Source organism: Paenisporosarcina sp. FSL H8-0542, from assembly GCF_038632915.1.
Taxonomy (GTDB): domain Bacteria; phylum Bacillota; class Bacilli; order Bacillales_A; family Planococcaceae; genus Paenisporosarcina.
The window spans coordinates 1,448,871-1,469,456 of the sequence record NZ_CP152050.1; the positions used below are offsets into that span (position 1 = coordinate 1,448,871).

Annotated in this window: 21 protein-coding genes and 1 pseudogene; 21 read left to right on the forward strand and 1 reads right to left on the reverse strand. The window is 40.4% G+C overall.

The annotated features are described in order from the left end of the window. Window positions 1–9: 9 nt before the first annotated feature. On the forward strand, window positions 10–1,020 hold the full coding sequence (gene holA, locus MHH33_RS07705; protein WP_342543451.1) for a DNA polymerase III subunit delta: 1,011 nt from the start codon (window positions 10–12) through the stop codon (window positions 1,018–1,020). A 17-nt stretch (window positions 1,021–1,037) separates the two neighbouring features. Next, entirely contained in the window at window positions 1,038–1,271 is a 234-nt protein-coding gene (locus MHH33_RS07710; protein ID WP_342543452.1) for a hypothetical protein, read from the forward strand. A gap of 135 nt (window positions 1,272–1,406) precedes the next feature. On the opposite strand, the gene rpsT is transcribed toward MHH33_RS07710, so the two are convergent. Next, window positions 1,407–1,655 carry a 30S ribosomal protein S20 gene (rpsT, locus tag MHH33_RS07715; RefSeq protein WP_016426872.1) on the reverse strand — a complete coding sequence of 83 codons (249 nt, stop codon included), beginning with the start codon at window positions 1,653–1,655 and terminating at the stop codon, window positions 1,407–1,409. 212 nt (window positions 1,656–1,867) lie between these two features. On the opposite strand from rpsT, the gene gpr reads away from it, so the two are divergent. The 19 genes and pseudogenes from gpr to MHH33_RS07810 all read left to right on the forward strand — a co-directional run bounded on the left by gpr (window position 1,868) and on the right by MHH33_RS07810 (window position 20,446). Further along, window positions 1,868–2,917: a GPR endopeptidase gene (gene gpr / locus MHH33_RS07720; RefSeq protein ID WP_016426873.1), complete on the forward strand. Its 1,050-nt coding sequence runs from the start codon at window positions 1,868–1,870 to the stop codon at window positions 2,915–2,917. A gap of 32 nt (window positions 2,918–2,949) precedes the next feature. Continuing rightward, entirely contained in the window at window positions 2,950–3,774 is an 825-nt protein-coding gene (gene spoIIP / locus MHH33_RS07725) for a stage II sporulation protein P (protein WP_342543453.1), read from the forward strand. A 62-nt stretch (window positions 3,775–3,836) separates the two neighbouring features. Further along, on the forward strand, window positions 3,837–5,660 hold the full coding sequence (gene lepA / locus MHH33_RS07730; protein WP_016426875.1) for a translation elongation factor 4: 1,824 nt from the start codon (window positions 3,837–3,839) through the stop codon (window positions 5,658–5,660). A gap of 66 nt (window positions 5,661–5,726) precedes the next feature. After that, window positions 5,727–6,866: a radical SAM family heme chaperone HemW gene (hemW, locus tag MHH33_RS07735; RefSeq protein ID WP_036659638.1), complete on the forward strand. Its 1,140-nt coding sequence runs from the start codon at window positions 5,727–5,729 to the stop codon at window positions 6,864–6,866. Between the two features lie 94 nt (window positions 6,867–6,960). Next, the gene (hrcA, locus tag MHH33_RS07740; RefSeq protein ID WP_342543454.1) at window positions 6,961–7,995 is read left to right on the forward strand and encodes a heat-inducible transcriptional repressor HrcA; all 1,035 of its coding nucleotides are present in this window, start codon (window positions 6,961–6,963) and stop codon (window positions 7,993–7,995) included. A 17-nt stretch (window positions 7,996–8,012) separates the two neighbouring features. Continuing rightward, entirely contained in the window at window positions 8,013–8,585 is a 573-nt protein-coding gene (grpE, locus tag MHH33_RS07745) for a nucleotide exchange factor GrpE (RefSeq protein WP_016426878.1), read from the forward strand. 32 nt (window positions 8,586–8,617) lie between these two features. Next, complete coding sequence (dnaK, locus tag MHH33_RS07750) at window positions 8,618–10,447, forward strand: molecular chaperone DnaK (protein ID WP_016426879.1); 1,830 nt, start codon at window positions 8,618–8,620, stop codon at window positions 10,445–10,447. Window positions 10,448–10,575: 128 nt separating this feature from the next. Then, window positions 10,576–11,697 (forward strand): molecular chaperone DnaJ, encoded by a 1,122-nt coding sequence (gene dnaJ / locus MHH33_RS07755; RefSeq protein ID WP_016426880.1) that lies wholly within the window; start codon window positions 10,576–10,578, stop codon window positions 11,695–11,697. Window positions 11,698–11,710: 13 nt separating this feature from the next. Then, entirely contained in the window at window positions 11,711–12,658 is a 948-nt protein-coding gene (prmA, locus tag MHH33_RS07760) for a 50S ribosomal protein L11 methyltransferase (protein ID WP_016426881.1), read from the forward strand. A 7-nt stretch (window positions 12,659–12,665) separates the two neighbouring features. Continuing rightward, window positions 12,666–13,403, forward strand: a complete 738-nt coding sequence (locus tag MHH33_RS07765) for a 16S rRNA (uracil(1498)-N(3))-methyltransferase (protein WP_342543455.1) — start codon at window positions 12,666–12,668, stop codon at window positions 13,401–13,403. Window positions 13,404–13,800: 397 nt separating this feature from the next. Further along, complete coding sequence (deoC, locus tag MHH33_RS07770; RefSeq protein WP_196930489.1) at window positions 13,801–14,472, forward strand: deoxyribose-phosphate aldolase; 672 nt, start codon at window positions 13,801–13,803, stop codon at window positions 14,470–14,472. Between the two features lie 102 nt (window positions 14,473–14,574). Beyond that, a complete protein-coding gene (rpsU, locus tag MHH33_RS07775) occupies window positions 14,575–14,748 on the forward strand; it encodes a 30S ribosomal protein S21 (RefSeq protein WP_016426884.1) in 174 nt (57 codons plus the stop codon). Between the two features lie 26 nt (window positions 14,749–14,774). Next, a pseudogene (locus tag MHH33_RS07780) lies at window positions 14,775–14,885 on the forward strand (hypothetical protein); the annotation flags it as partial. Window positions 14,886–15,246: 361 nt separating this feature from the next. After that, entirely contained in the window at window positions 15,247–16,575 is a 1,329-nt protein-coding gene (locus tag MHH33_RS07785) for a nodulation protein NfeD (protein WP_342543457.1), read from the forward strand. Next, complete coding sequence (gene floA / locus MHH33_RS07790) at window positions 16,572–17,582, forward strand: flotillin-like protein FloA (protein WP_016426886.1); 1,011 nt, start codon at window positions 16,572–16,574, stop codon at window positions 17,580–17,582. The genes MHH33_RS07785 and floA overlap by 4 nt, the downstream gene beginning before the upstream one ends. 35 nt (window positions 17,583–17,617) lie before the next feature. After that, on the forward strand, window positions 17,618–18,064 hold the full coding sequence (locus tag MHH33_RS07795) for a hypothetical protein (protein WP_342543458.1): 447 nt from the start codon (window positions 17,618–17,620) through the stop codon (window positions 18,062–18,064). A gap of 50 nt (window positions 18,065–18,114) precedes the next feature. Then, the gene (locus MHH33_RS07800; protein WP_016426888.1) at window positions 18,115–18,357 is read left to right on the forward strand and encodes a hypothetical protein; all 243 of its coding nucleotides are present in this window, start codon (window positions 18,115–18,117) and stop codon (window positions 18,355–18,357) included. Beyond that, window positions 18,357–19,481, forward strand: a complete 1,125-nt coding sequence (locus tag MHH33_RS07805; RefSeq protein WP_342543459.1) for a sporulation protein YqfD — start codon at window positions 18,357–18,359, stop codon at window positions 19,479–19,481. Before MHH33_RS07800 ends, MHH33_RS07805 begins: the two co-directional genes overlap by 1 nt. Before the next feature lie 2 nt (window positions 19,482–19,483). Next, the gene (locus MHH33_RS07810) at window positions 19,484–20,446 is read left to right on the forward strand and encodes a PhoH family protein (RefSeq protein ID WP_016426890.1); all 963 of its coding nucleotides are present in this window, start codon (window positions 19,484–19,486) and stop codon (window positions 20,444–20,446) included. Window positions 20,447–20,586 lie beyond the last annotated feature (140 nt).

Here is a 20,586-nt window from a genome sequence, read left to right on the forward strand (position 1 = left end):
AGGTTCTTCATGTTCTCAAGTGTTTGGAAAAAGATTCAAAAAGGCGAATTCAGTCCGATTTACTTGCTAGTCGGCACAGAGCATTACTTTTTTGACGAAACTATCCGTCGTCTGAAAGAATCACTGAATAAAGCCGGAGAAACGGATATATTGATGTTTGATTTAGATGAAGTTCCCGTTCAACATGTTATTGAAGAAGCGGACACCATTCCGTTTTTTACAGAGCGTAAATTAATTATTGCCAAGAATGCCTCTTTTTTAAAAGCGACAGAAAAAGGAAAAGAAAAAATAGATCATGATTTGAAGTCATTTGAAAGTTGGGTTCAGCATCCATCTGAAACGGCCATCACAGTTTTCATTGCTCCTTATGAAAAATTGGACGAGCGAAAAAAAGTGACAAAGTTGATGAAGGATAAGGCTTTGTTGCTGGAAGCGAAACCTCTCGAAGGAAACGACTTATCAGTCTGGGTGCAATCAACAGTCTCCCAGGAAAGCAAAAGCATGACGGATGATGCCATTGCCCGTTTGATTGAGACAGTAGGTCAGGACCTTGTTCAGTTGCAGTCCGAAATACATAAAATGGCGACGTATGTAGGAGAAGAATCCGAAATCACGAAAGATGTCGTGGAGTTGCTGATGACCCGCACATTAGAACAGGATGCGTTCCAGTTACTGAATGCATACTTGCGAGGTGATACAACCACCGCATTGACGGTATACCATGACTTATTAAGGCAAAAAGAAGAACCGATCATGCTGACCGCATTGCTGGCTTCCCAAATTCGCTTGATGTCGAATGTTCGGTACCTGCAAAAGAAAGGCTATCATGCACAGGCAATAGCGAAACAATTAAAAGTCAATCCGTATCGCGTCAAATTAATTGTAGAAAGCAGACAGCAAGTAGGAGAAGAACGTTTGCTCGAAGTGTTACACCGTCTCGCTGGTGCTGATTACCAATTAAAAACAAGTAGCGGCCGACGTGAACGGATTCTGGAATTATTTTTAATGAATCGGTTATAAGACAATGGACTTGAATCGTGATTAAAGCGAATCAAGTCCATTTTTTATGGGAAAAGGATGGAGAGAATTTCAAGTCTGAGAATATTGTCGTTTTGACTTCTGAAACTAACAAGTCTCTTGATAGTAAAGGAACCTGCGACACTCCTGCGGAAAAACGGGCTGTCAAGACCCTCAGTGAGGACAAAGGAACGAAGGCTAAGAACACCACCTCGTATGGCAACACCTTTGTGACCAACATCCTGTTGGCCTGAGGAGGCTTGCCAGTTCGTCCTTGGAAAGGGGGCGTGATTCCCACTTTTTTTATAAATCATAAGAATAGTTAACTAATAATGGGCTTAAGACAAAAAAAGACCGGATTCGTCAATCGAATCCGGTCTTTCATATCATTACGCTTTTTTCATTAATTGAGCTTTTTTACGAGCCGCAGTGTTTTTATGAATTAATCCTTTAGAAGCTGCTTTATCTACTTGCTTGATAGCAGATTGTAAAAGTTCTTTTGCGTTTTCTTCGTTGTTAAGAGAAGCATTTTCAGCTTTCTTAACTGCTGTACGCATTGTAGACTTCGTGTGAGAGTTTTGTGCGTTAGCAGAAGCATTCGTTTTTACACGTTTGATTGCAGATTTGATGTTTGGCATATCTTTCACCTCCTATAAAAGGTCCGAGATCAAGAGATTCTCGAGTTTAAGCGTTAATGCGCGTTTATTAGGCGCTGTTTGCTTTAAGTATTAGATCAGTATTATCAATACAACAAGCATTATTTTAGCAAACCAAAAGTTAAATTGCAATAGATTCACGCAAAGAATATTTACTTGACACCTTGGGCAAACTTTTTCTTGAGGTGATATGGATGAATATACGTAATCTAATGCGGACTGATTTAATCGATGAAGCAACCGAAGTGGTTCAGCATCGAACGGAAAAAGAGAAAGATACATTATATGAAACGCCTGGGATTCAAATGAATGAAGAGCGTAAAGGTCGTGTTCATATAACCCATATTGAAACGGATGCAAATGGGGCAGAGTCAATAGGTAAAAAAGCTGGAACATATATTACTTTATCCGTTCCAACTTTAACTGCTGAAGATGACGAAGGATTCAAGGAACTTGAGCAACAATTTATTCAATCATTGGAAGATATTCATAAACAAATTAATTTGACGGCACAATCTAAAGTACTGGTAATCGGATTAGGAAATCGGACGATTACACCGGATGCAATCGGTCCTTTGGCAATCGACCGTTTTCATGAAGCAATGTTCCATTTTCCATTTGAAACAGGACAAGTTTTATTTTATGCACCGGGTGTAACAGGTCAAACCGGTTTGGAAACGGGTGAGTTTGTTAAAGCGATCTCTGAGCATGTCAAACCAGATTTGATTTTGATTATTGATGCATTAGCAGCACGTAATCAAGATCGCCTATGTAAAACCATTCAGCTGACAAATACCGGTATCCACCCAGGTTCGGGTGTAGGCAATGCGCGAAGTGAAATTTCATTTGAATCATTAGGAGTTCCTGTAACTGCTATCGGTGTGCCAATGGTTGTGGATGCGCCAGTGCTAGTTGTGGATGCGATTGAAACAGTATTCAAAGTGATTTCATCCCAAATCGGGGAGACGACGAAACCATCTTCAGCCCTATCAGTAGGATCATGGCTTAGAAGCTCAGATGAACCCGTAAATGTTGAAGCCATCAAGCCGATTTTCGGTGAATGGGCAGGGTGGTCAAGCGAAGAAATCCGAGGACTATTGCAGGAAGTTTTGCCCCCTCATCATCAACAATTATTTGTTACGCCAAAAGAAACAGATACGTGGGTTGTGAGGCACGCAGAAATGATTCAAGCGAGTGTAACGAAATGGCTACAGGAGGATGTTTTTAGTTCTAATCAACCCTGATCCTACGTAAGTTGTAGGAGGAGGGGTGTACAATGCGCAAAACATTGCAGAAAGTCATGAGTTTCTATCTTTTTTTATTTTTAATGCCAATATTAATGATTAAGCTCCCCATGCTGGCGTTTGGAACAACGGCTTCAGAAAAAGTTGAAACTCGACCGGTTGCATATGCAGCAAACACGAAAGAAATCACAAATGATTCCACAAAAGAAAACACAGTGAATACCACAGCTCACCCAATTAAAGTCTTGCTGTATTTCACACATATTCAGGAATCGTACCAACCGATTGTCGAAAAAAAACTAGGCCTGAAAGCAGTTAATTATCACCCTACTGCCAACATATCTAACGTAAGTGACCTTGTTGTCCAGCATTTTAGTTTAAATGGGGATTCAGTTGACGTGCTGCAGTTTGACAAAATGAATAATATGCAGATTAGCGGTGCATATACAAAAATCCGACCATATTTGCAAAAGCAGTTAGCAGGAAATCACTATGATGTTCTACTGGATGTTCACCGTGATTCCATCAAACGCGAAAAGACAACAATACAGTCCAATGGCACGTCATATGCGAGAATGTCTTTTGTTGTAGGGGCCGAACATGCAAACTATAAATTGAATGAAGCCTTTGCCAAAGCAATTTCTGATGAGGTAAATGCGATGGTTCCTGACATCTCAAAAGGGGTGTTGGCTAAAACCCGGGATACCGGGAATGGGATATATAACCAAGACCTATCAAGCCACTCTCTTCTAGTTGAACTGGGTGGAATCGAGAACACGGAAGAAGAAATCAATCGGACCATTTCCATCCTGACAAAGGCAATTTCCAACTTCTTTGAAGAGACGCCTGAAACCTAACATTGATGAAAGACATGTTCACTGCTATAATTCTAGATAGTTTAATTAGGAGTGGACATTGCATGAATCGAGAAGAACGTAACAAACGCCAACAGAATATCCGAAACTTTTCAATTATCGCCCATATCGATCACGGTAAATCAACATTAGCCGATCGAATTTTAGAGCAAACCAAAGCATTGACTTCAAGAGAAATGAAAGCTCAACTTCTCGATTCAATGGATTTAGAACGTGAACGTGGAATTACGATTAAATTGAATGCTGTACAACTAAACTATCGCGCTAAAGACGGCGAAGATTACACGTTCCATTTAATCGACACACCAGGACACGTCGATTTCACATATGAAGTATCCAGAAGTTTAGCTGCCTGCGAAGGGGCTATTCTTGTTGTAGATGCAGCACAAGGAATCGAAGCACAAACATTGGCTAACGTTTATTTGGCGTTAGATAATGAACTTGAAATTTTACCGGTCATCAATAAAATTGATTTACCGGCAGCTGATCCAGAACGCGTTCGCGGAGAAATTGAAGAAGTCATTGGTCTTGATGCTTCTGAAGCTGTACTTGCTTCCGCAAAAGCTGGGATTGGTATTGAAGACATCTTAGAACAAATCGTTGCTAAAGTGCCTGCACCTACTGGTGATCCCGAAGCACCTTTAAAAGCGCTTATCTTTGATTCTCTTTACGACCCGTACCGCGGAGTAGTAGCGTACATACGTGTCATGGAGGGGACGGTCCGCCCTGGGGACAAAATCCGCATGATGGCAACCGGAAAAGAATTTGAAGTGATTGAAGCGGGTGTGTTTACGCCGAAGGCAACACTTCGTGACGAATTGACTGTAGGAGACGTAGGTTTCCTAACTGCAGCAATCAAAAATGTTGGAGATACACGTGTAGGGGATACAATCACACATGTTGCAAATCCGGCAACTGAATCCTTACCTGGTTACCGTCGATTGAACCCGATGGTGTATTGTGGTTTGTACCCAATTGACACGTCTAAATATAATGACTTACGTGATGCTCTTGAAAAACTTGAGCTAAATGACGCGGCATTACAATTTGAGCCAGAGTCTTCTCAGGCACTTGGTTTTGGATACCGTTGTGGATTCCTTGGACTTCTTCATATGGAAATCATTCAAGAACGTTTGGAACGCGAATTCAACATTGATTTAATTACGACTGCTCCAAGTGTAATTTACGATGTTCATATGACGGATGGTCAGATTAAAAAAGTGGACAACCCATCGATGATGCCGGACCCACAAAAAATCGACCGCATCGAAGAGCCATATGTTAAAGCTACCATCATGGTACCGAACGATTTCGTAGGTGTGGTGATGGAACTTTGTCAAAAGAAACGTGGTAATTTCATGACGATGGATTACATCGACAAAACGCGTGTAAGCATTATTTATGAAGTACCACTTTCTGAAGTCGTGTACGATTTCTTTGACCAATTGAAGTCAGGAACGAAAGGCTATGCGTCATTTGACTATGAATTGATCGGATACAAACCTTCAAAACTTGTGAAGATGGATATCCTGTTGAATGCAGAACAAGTGGATGCTTTAAGCTTTATAGTTCATAATGACTTTGCCTACGAACGCGGAAAAATTATTGTTGAGAAATTAAAGAAATTGATTCCAAGACAACAATTTGAGGTGCCGATACAAGCAGCAATTGGACAAAAAATTGTCGCTCGTTCGACAATCAGTGCAATCCGTAAAAACGTTCTTGCAAAATGTTATGGTGGAGATATTTCACGTAAACGTAAACTTCTTGATAAACAAAAAGAAGGTAAGAAGCGTATGAAACAAGTAGGTTCAGTTGAAGTACCACAAGAAGCGTTCATGGCTGTATTGAAGATGGACGAAGATTGATCAAATAGGTTTGTTAATGGAGGCTACTAGTTGGCCTCCTTTTTCTATAAGAAAGAAGGAAATGCCATGATTAAAGGAGCTTATATTCATATTCCTTTTTGTCATCAAATTTGTCACTACTGTGATTTCAACAAAGTGTTCTTTAAGAATCAACCGGTAGACGAGTATATCGAAACACTCGGCATGGAAATGAAGATGTTTGTTGAAAAGTACAAAGATCATTTACATATGGATACGATTTTTCTGGGTGGAGGAACACCTACAGCGCTGAGTGCGGATCAATTGGAAAGATTGTTCGAACTCATCAAACAACATATCCCGATGCAACATGTGCAGGAATTCACATCTGAAGCAAATCCAGATGAACTGACACACGACAAATTAGTTGTCATGAAGAACAATGGGATTAACCGTTTGAGCTTAGGTGTACAAAGTTTCGATGCGGATATACTAAGTCGCTTAGGTCGCACTCATTCAAACGAACATGTTTACAAAACCATTCAAATGGCTAAAGATATCGGCTTCACCAATATCAGCATTGATTTGATGTACGGCCTTCCGGGGCAAACAATGGACCAGTGGAAATATACACTGGACAAAGCGCTTGAACTGGATTTACCGCACTACTCCGCATATTCATTAATCGTCGAACCAAAGACGGTTTTTTATAATTTGATGACAAAAGGCAAATTGATTTTGCCGGGCGAAGACTTGGAAGCGGATATGTATGACGTGTTAATGACTGAAATGAAATCAAGAGGCATTCACCAATACGAAATCAGTAATTTTGCAAAGCCAGGTTTCCATTCGAAACATAACAATCTGTATTGGGACAATGTAGAATACGCAGGATTTGGTGCTGGGGCACATGGATACGCCTTAGGAAATCGCTATGCAAATATTGGTCCGATTAAAAAATATATGGACGCACTAGTAAGTAGAGAGTTTCCGGTGAATTCCATTCATGAAGTGACAGCTGTTGAAAGAATGGAAGAAGAAATGTTTTTGGGCTTACGAAAAGTTGCAGGAATCAATAAAAACAGCTTTGAAGAAAAGTTCGGCAAATCATTGGAAGAAATGTATGGACAAGTACTATCCAAGCATGTTGCAAGTGGCTCCATGATTAGCAACGAAGATAGCGTCGCTTTAACTCGAAAAGGAAGATTTATCGGAAATGAAATTTTCCAATCTTTTTTAATGGAATAAATAATCGTATCCGTTGACTTTAGTCAACGGATTTGATAATTTATGTATGAGTATTAGCACTCGCAAGAGATGAGTGCTAACAGAGGTGATAATAATGTTAACGAACCGACAATTGCTCATATTGCAAGTAACAGTTGATGACTTCATTGAGACCGCTCAACCAGTGGGATCAAGGCAGCTTTCCAAAAAAGAGGAAGTGCCGTTCAGTCCTGCGACGATTCGAAATGATATGGCTGATTTAGAAGATTTAGGTTATTTGGAAAAAACGCATACGTCGTCAGGTCGCATTCCTTCTGAAAAAGGATATCGATTTTATGTTGACCATTTACTTACGCCTCAACTTGCTTCATCAGATGACATGCAGCAAATTCAATCTGTCTTCCAGGAAAGAATTACTGAGACGGAACAAGTAATTCAAAAAACGGCCATGATATTGTCCGAATTAACGAGTTATACATCGATTTTGCTCGGACCTGATGTGCGTAAACACCGAGTTAAAAGATTTTCGATTGTTCCTTTAACCAATGATTCGGCAGTCGCAATCATCATAACGGATTCTGGTCATGTTGAAAATCGATTGTTCCAATTGCCGCAAGGTCTGACAGCATCTGATATTGAAAAGATGGTAAACATCTTAAATGAACAGCTGACCGGTGTTCACTTGCATGAACTTCAACGTGTGCTTGAAAAAGAAGCGGCCGCTTTGTTAAAACAGCATATTGGTCGTTACGGTGAACTCATGGCTTCATTTGGCGCAGCTATCTCGAGCCCACATGAAGAAAAAGTATTCTATGGCGGCAAATCCAAACTGCTTCATCATCCAGAGTTCAGTGACCTCCAGAAGGCTCGCGGCTTAATTACGATGATGGATCAAGCTAATCAAATTTCAACTTTGTTTTCACCGAACCAAGCGGGTATTCACATTCGCATCGGTTCTGAGAATAACCTTTTGGAAATGGAAGAATGTAGTGTCATTACAGCATCCTATACCATTGGGGAAGAACAAATGGGCTCCATAGCTATTATTGGCCCAACTAGAATGGATTATCGACGAGTTGTCACTTTACTGGATGTCATGAGTGGCGATCTGTCTCGTGAACTTACTCGCATTTTGCGTGGTTCACGATAAAGAAGGAGGAACTAAACGTGTCGCAATCTGAAGAAAAAGAAGTTGTCTCAAACACGGAAGAAAAAGAATCTGTGGAAGTTTCTGAACAACCTACGGGTACTGAAGAACAGCTGACAGGTCAAGAAACAAACAATGAAGAGCCATCTGAGCTCGAATTGCTACAAAAACAATTAGACGAAGAAACAAACCGTCATTTGCGTCTGCGTGCAGACTATGAAAACTTTAAGCGTCGAGCGCATTTGGACCGTGAAGCTGCGGATAAATATAAGGCACAGAACTTGCTTTCAAACTTATTACCAGTGCTTGATAATTTCGAGCGTGCCATGCAAGTAGAGTCGGCTTCGGAAGAATCACAATCTTTGCGTAAAGGCTTAGAGATGGTCTACAAGACATTGGTTGAAGCAACCGAAAAAGAAGGTTTACAAGTAATCGAAGCCGAAGGTGTTGAGTTTGACCCGAATTTACATCAAGCAGTTATGACCGAATCGGACGACTCAAAAGCATCAGGTATCGTGTTACAAGAGTTGCAAAAAGGATACAAGTACAAAGACCGTGTGCTTCGACCAACAATGGTAAAAGTAAACGAATAATTAACTTTCATACTTCTAGGAGGAATTATAGAATGAGCAAAATTATCGGTATTGACTTAGGAACAACAAATTCATGTGTATCAGTTCTTGAAGGTGGAGAACCAAAAGTTATCCCAAATCCAGAAGGTAACCGCACAACACCATCTGTTGTCGCATTCAAAAACGGCGAACGCCAAGTTGGGGAAGTAGCGAAACGTCAATCAATCACGAACCCGAACACAATTCAATCAGTTAAACGCCATATGGGTACTGATCATAAAGTCGAAGTTGAAGACAAAGAATACACTCCACAAGAAGTTTCAGCTATGATTCTTCAATACCTTAAAGGGTACGCAGAAGATTACTTGGGTGAAAAAGTAACAAAAGCAGTAATTACAGTTCCTGCTTATTTCAACGACGCTGAGCGTCAAGCAACTAAAGATGCTGGTCGTATCGCTGGTCTAGAAGTAGAACGTATTATTAACGAACCAACTGCAGCTGCTCTTGCATACGGTTTAGACAAAATGGATCAAGACCAAACGATTTTAGTATATGACCTTGGTGGCGGTACGTTTGACGTATCAATCCTTGAACTTGGCGATGGCGTATTCGAAGTGCGTTCAACTGCCGGTGACAACCGTCTTGGTGGGGATGATTTCGACCAATTGTTAATGGATTATTTCGTTGCTGAGTTCAAAAAAGAAAACGGTATCGATTTATCTAAAGACAAAATGGCTACTCAACGTTTGAAAGATGCAGCTGAAAAAGCGAAAAAAGATCTTTCTGGAGTAACATCTACTCAAGTTTCATTACCATTCATCACTGCAGGCGAAGCAGGTCCATTACATTTGGAAATGACTTTAAGCCGCACGAAATTTGATGAATTAACAGCTTCATTAGTAGAACGTACAATGGTTCCAACGCGTCAAGCATTAAAAGATGCTGACCTTTCACCTTCACAAATCGACAAAGTTATTTTAGTTGGTGGATCTACGCGTATCCCAGCGGTACAAGAAGCAATTAAGAAAGAAACAGGCAAAGAACCACATCGTGGTGTTAACCCGGATGAAGTAGTAGCAATGGGTGCAGCAGTGCAAGGTGGCGTATTAACTGGAGACGTAAAAGACGTAGTACTACTTGACGTAACTCCACTATCACTTGGTATCGAAACAATGGGTAGCGTGTTCACGAAATTAATCGAGCGCAACACGACGATTCCAACATCAAAATCACAAACTTTCTCAACAGCTGCTGATAATCAACCAGCTGTAGATATTCACGTTTTACAAGGTGAGCGTCCAATGGCTACTGACAACAAAACGTTAGGTCGTTTCCAATTGGCTGATATTCCACCAGCACCACGTGGCGTACCTCAAATCGAAGTAACTTTCGATATTGATAAAAATGGTATCGTAACAGTTAAAGCAAAAGATTTAGGAACTCAAAAAGAACAAAACATTACAATCCAATCAAATACGGCTTTAACTGACGAAGAAATCGATCGTATGGTGAAAGAAGCGGAAGCAAATGCTGAAGCAGATAAAGCGCGTAAAGAAGAAGCTGAATTGAAAAATGAAGCGGATCAAATGGTCTTCATGACCGAAAAAACATTAAAAGATCTTGAAGGCAAAGTTTCTGAAGAAGAAAAGAAACAAGCTGAAGACGCGAAGGACGAGTTAAAAGCTGCTCTAGAAGCTGGTAACTTGGAAGATATCCGCACGAAAAAAGACAAGCTGAATGAAATCGTGCAAGCATTGACGATGAAACTGTACGAACAAGCTGCAGCTGAAGCTCAAGGAGCAGAAGGTGCAGAAGACTCTAAAAAAGATGACGGTGTCGTAGACGCTGAATTCGAAGAAGTAAACGACGATAACAACAAGTAAGACAAGATAGACAACCGAAAAAGTCAAAGTCTGGAATACCGACTTTGGCTTTTTCAATGTCTTTGGCATTGCGGATATTCGCGTGTTACAATAGATGCTATGTGAAAGTTTGATCAGGAGTGTGACAAATGAATAAACGAGATTACTATGAGGTACTTGGATTAACAAAAAGTGCTTCAAAAGAAGAGATAAAAAAAGCATATAGAAAATTGTCGAAACAATTCCATCCCGATATCAACAAAGCTGCGGATGCTGTCGATAAATTCAAAGAAATAACAGAAGCATACGAAGTGTTGAGCGACGACCAGAAAAAAGCTCAATATGACCAGTTCGGGCATGCTGGACCGAATCAAGGATTTGGCGGATTCGGTGGAGGAGCAGACGGATTCGGATTCGATGATATCTTCAGTTCATTCTTTGGTGGTGGAGGATCACGTCGTCGTGACCCAAATGCACCGCGTAAAGGTGATGATTTACAGTATTCAATGACGATCGATTTTGAAGAAGCTGTTTTCGGCAAAGAGACTGAAATTGAAATTCCAAAAGAAGAAACATGTGATACTTGCCACGGTAATGGTGCGAAACCAGGTACATCACCTGAAACTTGTCATCACTGTCAAGGTACGGGCCAGTTAAATGTGACGCAGGATACGCCTTTTGGACGTATGGTAAATCGCCGTGCATGTCATCACTGTCAAGGTACAGGCAAGTTAATCAAAGATAAATGTGCAACATGTCATGGACAAGGCACAATGAAAAAACGCAAGAAAATTAAAGTGACGATTCCTGCGGGTGTTGATGATGGTCAACAACTACGTGTTTCCGGACAAGGCGAGCCAGGTAAAAATGGCGGCCCAGCTGGTGATTTATATGTAGTCTTCCGCGTTAGATCTCATGATCGATTTGAACGTGACGGGGATGACATTTATTTCGAATTGAAATTAACGTTCCCTCAAGCATCTTTAGGCGATGAAATTGAAGTGCCTACTGTAAACGGCAAAGTGAAACTGAAAATTCCAGCCGGCACGCAATCTGGTACGACTTTCCGCCTTAAAGGTAAAGGCGTGAAGAATGTACATGGTTATGGAATTGGTGATCAACACGTAGTAGTGAAAGTAATGACGCCATCTAAACTGACTGAGAAACAAAAACAACTGCTTAGAGATTTTGCTGAAATTAGTGGCGATATCCCGGAAGAACAAGGCAGTTCATTATTTGATAAAATCAAGCGCACGATAAAAGGTGACTAAGGAGTTGACGCAGGTGAAGTGGTCAGAGCTATCCATTCATACGACGCATGAAGCGGTAGAAGCAGTTTCGAATATTTTGCACGAAGCAGGGGCAAGTGGTGTAGTCATTGAGGATTCCGAGGAGTTCGCACGTGAACGTGAAGACAGATTCGGTGAAATTTATGCATTGAATCCAAATGATTTCCCGACAGAAGGAGTTATTCTGAAAGCGTATTTACCTGTTACAAGTTTTTTAGGGGAAACAGTCGAAGAAGTGAAGCTCGCGATCAATAACCTGATTAATTATGATATCAACGTCGGCGACAACATCGTGAAAATAAGTGAAGTCAATGAAGAAGAATGGGCGACAGCATGGAAAAAATACTATCACCCAGTGAAAATTTCGGAACGCTTTACGATTGTCCCTACATGGGAAACATACGAGCCAGTTGCGACAGATGAATTGATTATCGAACTGGATCCGGGAATGGCGTTTGGTACGGGCACACATCCTACAACAGTAATGTGTCTGCAAGCACTTGAGAAAACCGTTAAACCTGGTGATTATGTAACAGACATCGGCACCGGTTCGGGTGTCCTGGCAATCGGGGCGGCATTACTCGGAGCAAAACATGTTCATGCACTTGATTTGGATGAAGTAGCAGTGCGTTCTGCGAAAATTAATGTCAAGCTGAACAAAGTTCAAAACACGACAGATGTAGTTCATGGTAACTTACTGGATACGGTCAAAGAACCATCTGACGTTGTGGTTGCGAATATTTTAGCTGAAATCATTATGTCCTTCACACAAGATGCATTCAAGGTCGTGAAAGAAGGCGGCATGTACATTACTTCAGGAATCATTGGGGCTAAAAAAGACGATGTTAAACAATCACTTGAAGCTGCTGGATTTGAGATTGAAGAAGTAATGATGATGGAAGACTGGGTTACAATCATTTCGAAAAAACCAGTGAAGGAATAAAGCAAAGATGCAAAGATACTTTATCCCTCAACAATTCGAAGATGGAATGGCGATTATTTCAGGCGATGATGCCAAACATATTCAAAAAGTAATGCGTATGCAAGAAGGTCAATCCATTATTGTCGTTTCGGATGGCCATGCTTATGAAGCAACAATTGATGGTTTTGAAGGTCAGGATGTCCGCGTGAAAAAATCATCTGAATCGTTACGCTCCAACGAACTGCCGAAGAAAGTAACGATTTGTTGCGGATTACCTAAAGGTGAGAAATTGGATTTGATCACTCAAAAAGCAACAGAACTTGGCATGCATGAACTTATTCTCTTTGAGGCTGAACGTTCCATTGTAAAATGGGATGCCCAAAAAGGCAGTAAAAAACAGCAACGTTTGCAAAAAATCGCCAAAGAAGCTGCAGAACAATCTCATCGTAATGTGGTTCCCGCTATCCAAGATATTGTGACTTTCAAGCAGCTACTGCAGATGACCGAGAAGTATGATGTTTGTTTTGTTGCTGATGAAGAAGATGCCAAGTTGGAAAAACGAACACGCTTTGCTGAAATTTTATCAAAAACAAATGAGCAACAATCCATTTGTGTTGTGTTTGGACCTGAAGGCGGTTTGTCCCGAACAGAAATACACGCACTTATGGATCGAGGATTTCAATCGATTTCCTTAGGACCACGTATTCTTAGAGCGGAAACAGCTCCTTTATATGTACTGTCTGCAATTTCCTACGAATTTGAATGAGATGTTCAAATCTTGGTTATGCTAAATCCGAGGATTAGCGTGATTTATCAAACAGTTGTATGACTTGGTACGCAAAACAATCCAGTACATTTCGGTGTACTGGATATTTTAATGTAGCTGGGAATTTTAGTATTCAAAGTGTTGTTTTTGTTGGTTAAGGGAAGAACTCGCGAATAGAACTGTTTAATACGAGAATAGAAACGCTTAAAGCGCGAATAAACCACGGAGTATCGCGAATAGAAGACCCAAAACCGCGAATAGTCAATATTCGACTGACGATTTGCTTTGAAGTGAAAAAAGCGCACTGGTGTCAACTTTAAGTGATTTGTAGTGAAAAGTAACGACTATCATGGTAAAATTAAGAGGTACGGACAACTTCCGAAAGGGTGAAATCATTTTGACTACAAATATTGCGTCAATGATCGATCATACATTATTAAAACCTGAAGCTACAAAAGAACAAATTGAGAAACTTTGTGCTGAAGCTAAAGAATACACATTTGCATCTGTTTGTGTAAATCCTACTTGGGTAAAAACATCTGCTGAACTTTTAACAGGAACTCCTGTAAAAGTTTGTACAGTAATCGGTTTCCCACTTGGTGCATCTACACCTGAAACGAAAGCATTTGAAACTACGGATGCAATCAATAACGGTGCTGGTGAAATTGACATGGTATTAAATGTCGGCGCTATGAAATCTCAAGACATGGATTTAGTAAAACGAGACGTAGAAGCAGTAGTAAATGCTGCTAAAGGGAAAGCAATTGTGAAAGTAATTTTAGAAACTTGTTTGCTAACTAAAGAAGAAATTAAAGTAGCAAGCCAACTTTCTAAAGATGCTGGAGCGGATTTTGTTAAAACGTCTACTGGTTTCTCAACAGGTGGAGCAACATTTGAAGACGTTGCTTTAATGCGTGAAGTAGTAGGGCCAGACCTTGGTGTGAAAGCATCTGGTGGCGTTCGCAGCTTGGAAGATGTTCAAAAAATGATCGAAGCAGGGGCTACACGAATCGGTGCAAGTTCAGGCGTACAGATTGTGCAAGGATTAACTTCTAACTCAGACTATTAATTATCGAGAACGTATTGACCAAAATGATATGATACGATATAATTTTGGAGTACATAACACTAGGTTATGTATTGACGTGTGTTCGGAGGGAGGGAAAGAGAGATGTCAAAAACTGTCGTTCGCAAAAACGAATCGCTTGAAGATGCTCTTCGCCGCTTCAAACGTACTGTTTCTAAAAGTGGAACAATACAAGAGGTTAGAAAACGCGAGTTTTATGAAAAACCGAGTGTAAAGCGTAAAAAGAAATCAGAAGCTGCGCGTAAACGTAAATTCTAATTTAGAAGTTACTTTAGGTTTGAAATCGCGATTTTCATGAAAAACCAAGCGTAAAGCGTAAAAAGAAATCAGAAGCTGCGCGTAAACGTAAGTGGTCAATTCCCATAATCCCTACGTTCTTAACACGTACTACTTGATGACTAAAGAAATTTCATATGTAAGCCGAGAAATCTCTGGATTTCTCGGCTTATTTTATTTTTCTAAGGATTTGAATTTAGTAGTGAGTTACACCATCTTTTCGTTGAATGGACGGAAAGCCACGACGAGTTGACGGAAATTTCTCTTTGGTCACTTCCTGGACATAACGCCTAAGATTCAACAAAAGTAGACAAAACCATAACTACAAATCTAATCGAAATTCAATTGTTTCATTAACATTCATCGTCCCACACAATCAGCAACTTCTTCCAAGTTTTTTTCTTCATTATGAATCTTTTATCCTGTTCATCCGTACATACTATAGAAAGCCGAATTGCTACATAGATAAGGAGGGGCGTTATGAGATGGACGCGGGTCGTAAGTGGGTATTTACTGCTCTTCATTTCCATTCTATTAATCTTGCCTAGTTTGCCCGTCAACGCATCGGAAATTTATCGGATACCTATAAAGGATGAAGTGGAAAAAGGGCTATATGCCTTTTTGCAACGCGCTTTTGAAGAAGCTGAAGAAGCGGGTGCTGATGTTGTGATTTTAGACATCAATACACCTGGTGGATTTGTGGATTCTGCTGAAAACATCGCAAAATTAATGGATGAGACACCATTGAAAACGGTCGCGTTTATTAATCACAATGCGTTATCTGCCGGTGCCTTTATAGCATTGCATGCAGATGAAATTTACATGGTGCCAAGCGGCCGTATAGGAGCTGCTAAAGTCATTGATGGAGCAGGGAATGCTGTGGAAGAGAAAGCCAATAGTGCTTGGTTGGCATCGATGAAAACGGCAGCAGAATCTTCAGACCGTGATCCATTATACGCTTTGGCGATGGCGGATGAATCTATAGACTTACCAGAATACCGAGCAGGAGAAGGTAAACTTCTTACGCTGTCAGCTACTGAAGCTGAGGAAGTAGGCTATTCAGAGGGGACCGTTGCTTCAATCGATGAATTGCTGCAGAAATTGGAACTTAAAGATGCCACTGTTACTTCGGTAAATGAAACATTTGCAGAGAAAGTAGCGCGATTTGTTACTAATCCAATTATTGTACCCATTCTGTTGTCTATCGCAAGCCTTGGATTGGTTGTTGAATTATATTCACCTGGATTCGGAGTGGCTGGAACGATGGGCTTAACCGCGATAGGTTTATTCTTTTTCGGTCATATGGTTGCAGGGTTGGCAGGTTATGAATCCATTATTCTCTTTGTCATTGGAGTCGGGTTTATAATAGCCGAACTATTCCTCCCTGGTGCGATTGCAGGTATTATAGGGGCAGCGTTAATTATCGGTAGTATACTTCTTGCGGGGGGCAATGTAGTTCACATGGGAATTGCCGTGTTGATTGCATTGATTGTCGCAATCTTAGGAATGGTGATACTCATGAAATTCTTTGGTAAAAATCTCAAGGTGTTCAACAAAATTATTTTGAAAGATGCCACGGATACTGAACATGGTTATGTTTCTAACGTTAACCGGTATGAATTATTAGGCAGAATGGCTGTAAGCATGACACCACTTCGTCCTTCTGGAACAATTATGCTGGATGGTGAAAGAATCGATGCAGTCACTGAAGGTGGCTACGTGGATGCAAATAAAGTTGTAAAAATTATTAAAGTTGAAGGCTCCCGTACAGTTGTCCGGGAAGTCAAAGAAGGGGAGAAAGAAGCATGATTGAAGGAATTACTGGAAGCACAATCAGCATTATCATAGCCATTATAGCCGCGTTTATTCTTTTGGCTATTTTCATGACGTTTGTACCAATCGCGTTGTGGATCTCGGCATTAGCAGCAGGTGTACGCATCAGCATATTTACATTAGTAGGGATGAGATTACGTCGAGTAATTCCATCACGTATCGTCAATCCGTTAATTAAAGCGCATAAAGCAGGACTTTCTGTTGCAATTAATCAACTAGAAAGTCACTATTTGGCGGGTGGTAATGTTGACCGAGTAGTAAATGCATTGATCGCCGCTCATAGAGCAAATATTGATTTGCCATTCGAACGTGCAGCAGCAATCGACCTTGCAGGCCGTGATGTACTGGAAGCCGTTCAAATGTCTGTTAACCCGAAAGTGATTGAAACGCCGTTTATTGCCGGTGTTGCGATGAATGGTATCGAAGTTAAAGCGAAAGCACGTATTACTGTTCGTGCTAACATCGATCGTCTAGTAGGTGGTGCGGGTGAAGAAACAATTGTAGCCCGTGTTGGTGAAGGGATTATCTCAACTATTGGTTCTAGTGAAAATCATAAAAGAGTTCTAGAAAATCCTGATATGATTTCTCAAACTGTATTATCAAAAGGTCTTGATTCTGGTACGGCTTTTGAGATCTTATCCATTGATATCGCGGACGTTGATATCGGTAAAAACATTGGTGCCGAACTACAAACAGAGCAAGCGGAAGCTGACAAGAAAATTGCGCAAGCTAAGGCTGAAGAACGTCGCGCAATGGCAGTAGCTACTGAACAAGAAATGATTGCCAAAGTTCAGGAAATGCGCGCGAAAGTAGTAGGTGCAGAAGCAGAGATTCCTTTAGCTATGGCAGAGGCTTTACGTGAAGGAAATATCGGAGTTATGGATTATATGAATTATAAAAATCTACAAGCTGATACAAGTATGCGCGATTCAATCAGTAAAATGGGTGGCGATAAATCTAAAACTGATCTAACTAAAGATTAATCTGGATCAGTAGCCCTTTAAGGAGGGATTCGACAGTGGAACCAATCATTTTTGCGATTATTGCATTTATTATTAGTGCTATTTTCAAACGGAAAAATGCAAGAGATGATGGTGGGAAAACAAAACCATTTCTGCCTCAATCGTCAAATCAACAATCCATGAAAAAGCTTGAAGATTATGCGAAAGAAATATACGGAGATGTGCAAAAACAAATCTCTGAAAGACAAACACAAGCAGCACCAAAACCTGAAGTGATCCAGCAAATGAAGCATGTGAATGAAACTGTATTGCCTGTTAGGGAAAAAGCGAAGACAGCACCAACATCCGCTGCTCGTCCAGGAAGACTTTCCTTGCACCAATCAAAAGAAGTCATCAGGACTACATCTTCAGATTCAATTTCACTGGTACCGTCTTCAGAAAAGGAATTACTTCAAGCGATTGTTTTTTCAGAGATTTTAGCTCCCCCAAAATCGAAACGTTAACTCATGACCTCCCGTCTGTCAGCATATGCTGATGGAAAGGAGGTCTTTTATTGTTAAACAATCATTTGCAATTGACCCCATTTATCCATATTGACGACTTTCAATCTATCCGTGTGAATGGACCCTTTGAATTACTGTCACTTAGTCCTCATTCATGTCAGTTAAGGGGACAAGGATTTGCTTTGACTATAGAATCTGGTGAAACGGTTATTTCCACCATGAATGTAGATGAAGTCACGATCAGTGTTCGAGATTTAACAAAACTGGAACTTCGAAAAATGGATATGGTCTAATGGGATCTATAGAAAGCAGTCGAAAAATCACTTGTCAAATAAAGCCCCATGATCAAACATATTCTTTTCTTCAAGCTTTAAAAGTAAATAAAGTTTACATAATAAAATTATCTACAAATAAATCAGGAACGACATTTACGATTTACGAAAAAGACATTCCAAAGGTACGGAAAATCAGAAAGCAATTCAGGATACCTATACACTTTTCGCGACCTGATAATATACAGGTAATTCATTTTCATTGGTCAGTGCTCGCAGGATTACTAGGATTTATTTTAGTTCCATATATCTGTTCTTTATTTTTATGGCAAATATCTATAGAAGATGTGTCCGACGAACGACAAGTAAAGTTGGAGCAGGAGCTGCATAAATTAAATGTAATCGAAAGAAAAAGCCTAAAATCACTGGTACCTGATTCTGAGATTCGACAAGTTATTTTAGCGAACAATCACGACCTTTCCTGGATTCATATCAAGCGAACAGGAGCAAAAATGCATCTTACTTCTGTACCTGCACCTGTCATTATCCGAGATCAAGTGGATAAAACGGGACCTTCGGATCTAGTAGCTTTGCGAAAAGGAGTAATTACCCACTATGACCTCCGCTCTGGAGAACGTTTGGTACCGATCAATGCAACGGTGAAAAAAGGAGACAGGCTGGTAACAGGGCTTCTGAAACAAGGGAATAAAAATTTGGTTGTTGGTGCAGAAGGGCAAGTATTTGCAGACTATTGGCTTGAAATGTCTTTTCAATTACCAACAAAAATTGTTTATGATAAGTTCGTGTCTGAAGAAGTAAAAATACTACAAGTATCTCCGGCATGGAAATCGTTTAAAAAAGAGCAGAACGTGGAGCGGCTTATCGAATTGTTCAAAAGTGCATTCCGGGTTGAGCGAAACATCATCGTAGAAAAATCGTCAGTAACAGTGAATGAACAATGGATTAAAGAAGCGTTTATGCCCATGTTAAGAATGAGAACAGCATCAACGTTATCTCCAAATGGAAAGATTAAGGATGAAAAAATTTTACACATGACGTGGTCAAATGATACAGTAAAAGGGAAAGTATTGTATTACATGAATGATAATATTGCAGGTAAAAGTCCTATACATCAAGGAGACTGAGAATGCAGGAAGAACATTATACGGAATTACACGTTCAAGATCCAAATGAAGCCATCTTACTGCTAGGAATTTCTGATGGCAATATGAAATTGATTGAACAAGAACTTGGCGTACAGGTCATTACCCGAGGCGAAGCCATTCGTCTAGTAGGGGATGTCGAAAAACGTGCAATTGCTAAACAACTAATTGAACAATTATTAAAAGTTATTAAAAAAGGAATAAATATTAATCAACGTGACGTAAGTACAGCTATAGAAATGAGTACAGCTGGGACTTTAGAGTATTACGCGGAGTTGTACGATGAAGAAATTGCCCGTAATGTCAAAGGGAAAGCGATACGTGCCAAAACAATAGGTCAGCGTGAATATATTCATGCGATTCGTCACAAAGATTTGGTGTTTTGTATTGGACCTGCTGGTACGGGAAAAACATATCTGGCTGTTGTTCTTGCAACACAAGCGTTAAAAAACGGTCATGTAAAACGTATCATTTTGACTCGTCCTGCTGTTGAAGCAGGGGAGAGCTTAGGGTTCTTACCTGGCGACTTGAAAGAGAAAGTAGATCCTTATTTACGTCCTTTGTACGATGCACTTCATGACGTACTGGGAACGGAGCAAACGACGCGCTTTTTGGAAAGAGGAACGATAGAAATTGCACCTCTTGCTTATATGCGTGGACGTACACTCGATGATGCATTTGTCATTTTAGATGAGGCTCAAAATACGACGAAAGCTCAAATGAAAATGTTTTTAACACGACTGGGCTTCGGCTCGAAAATGGTGATCACTGGAGACAAAACGCAAATCGATTTACCGCGTGGTGCAGAGTCCGGACTGAAAGTTGCCGAGAAGATTTTGCACAATGTCAGTGGCATCCACTTCCAGATGCTCGAGCAAGGAGACGTTGTCCGTCATCCACTCGTCGCAAAAATTATTCATGCATACGAAGAACAGCAGCCTGAATAGGGCTGCTGTTCTTTTACTTTGGCAGATTTAATTTTTCATATTGTTTTTTATCATTACACTTTCGTTAGACTCAAAATCTGCATGAGCCAGCCATCAAGAATGAAAACCACATTCCGTTTTTTGTTACGTACACTTGCGCT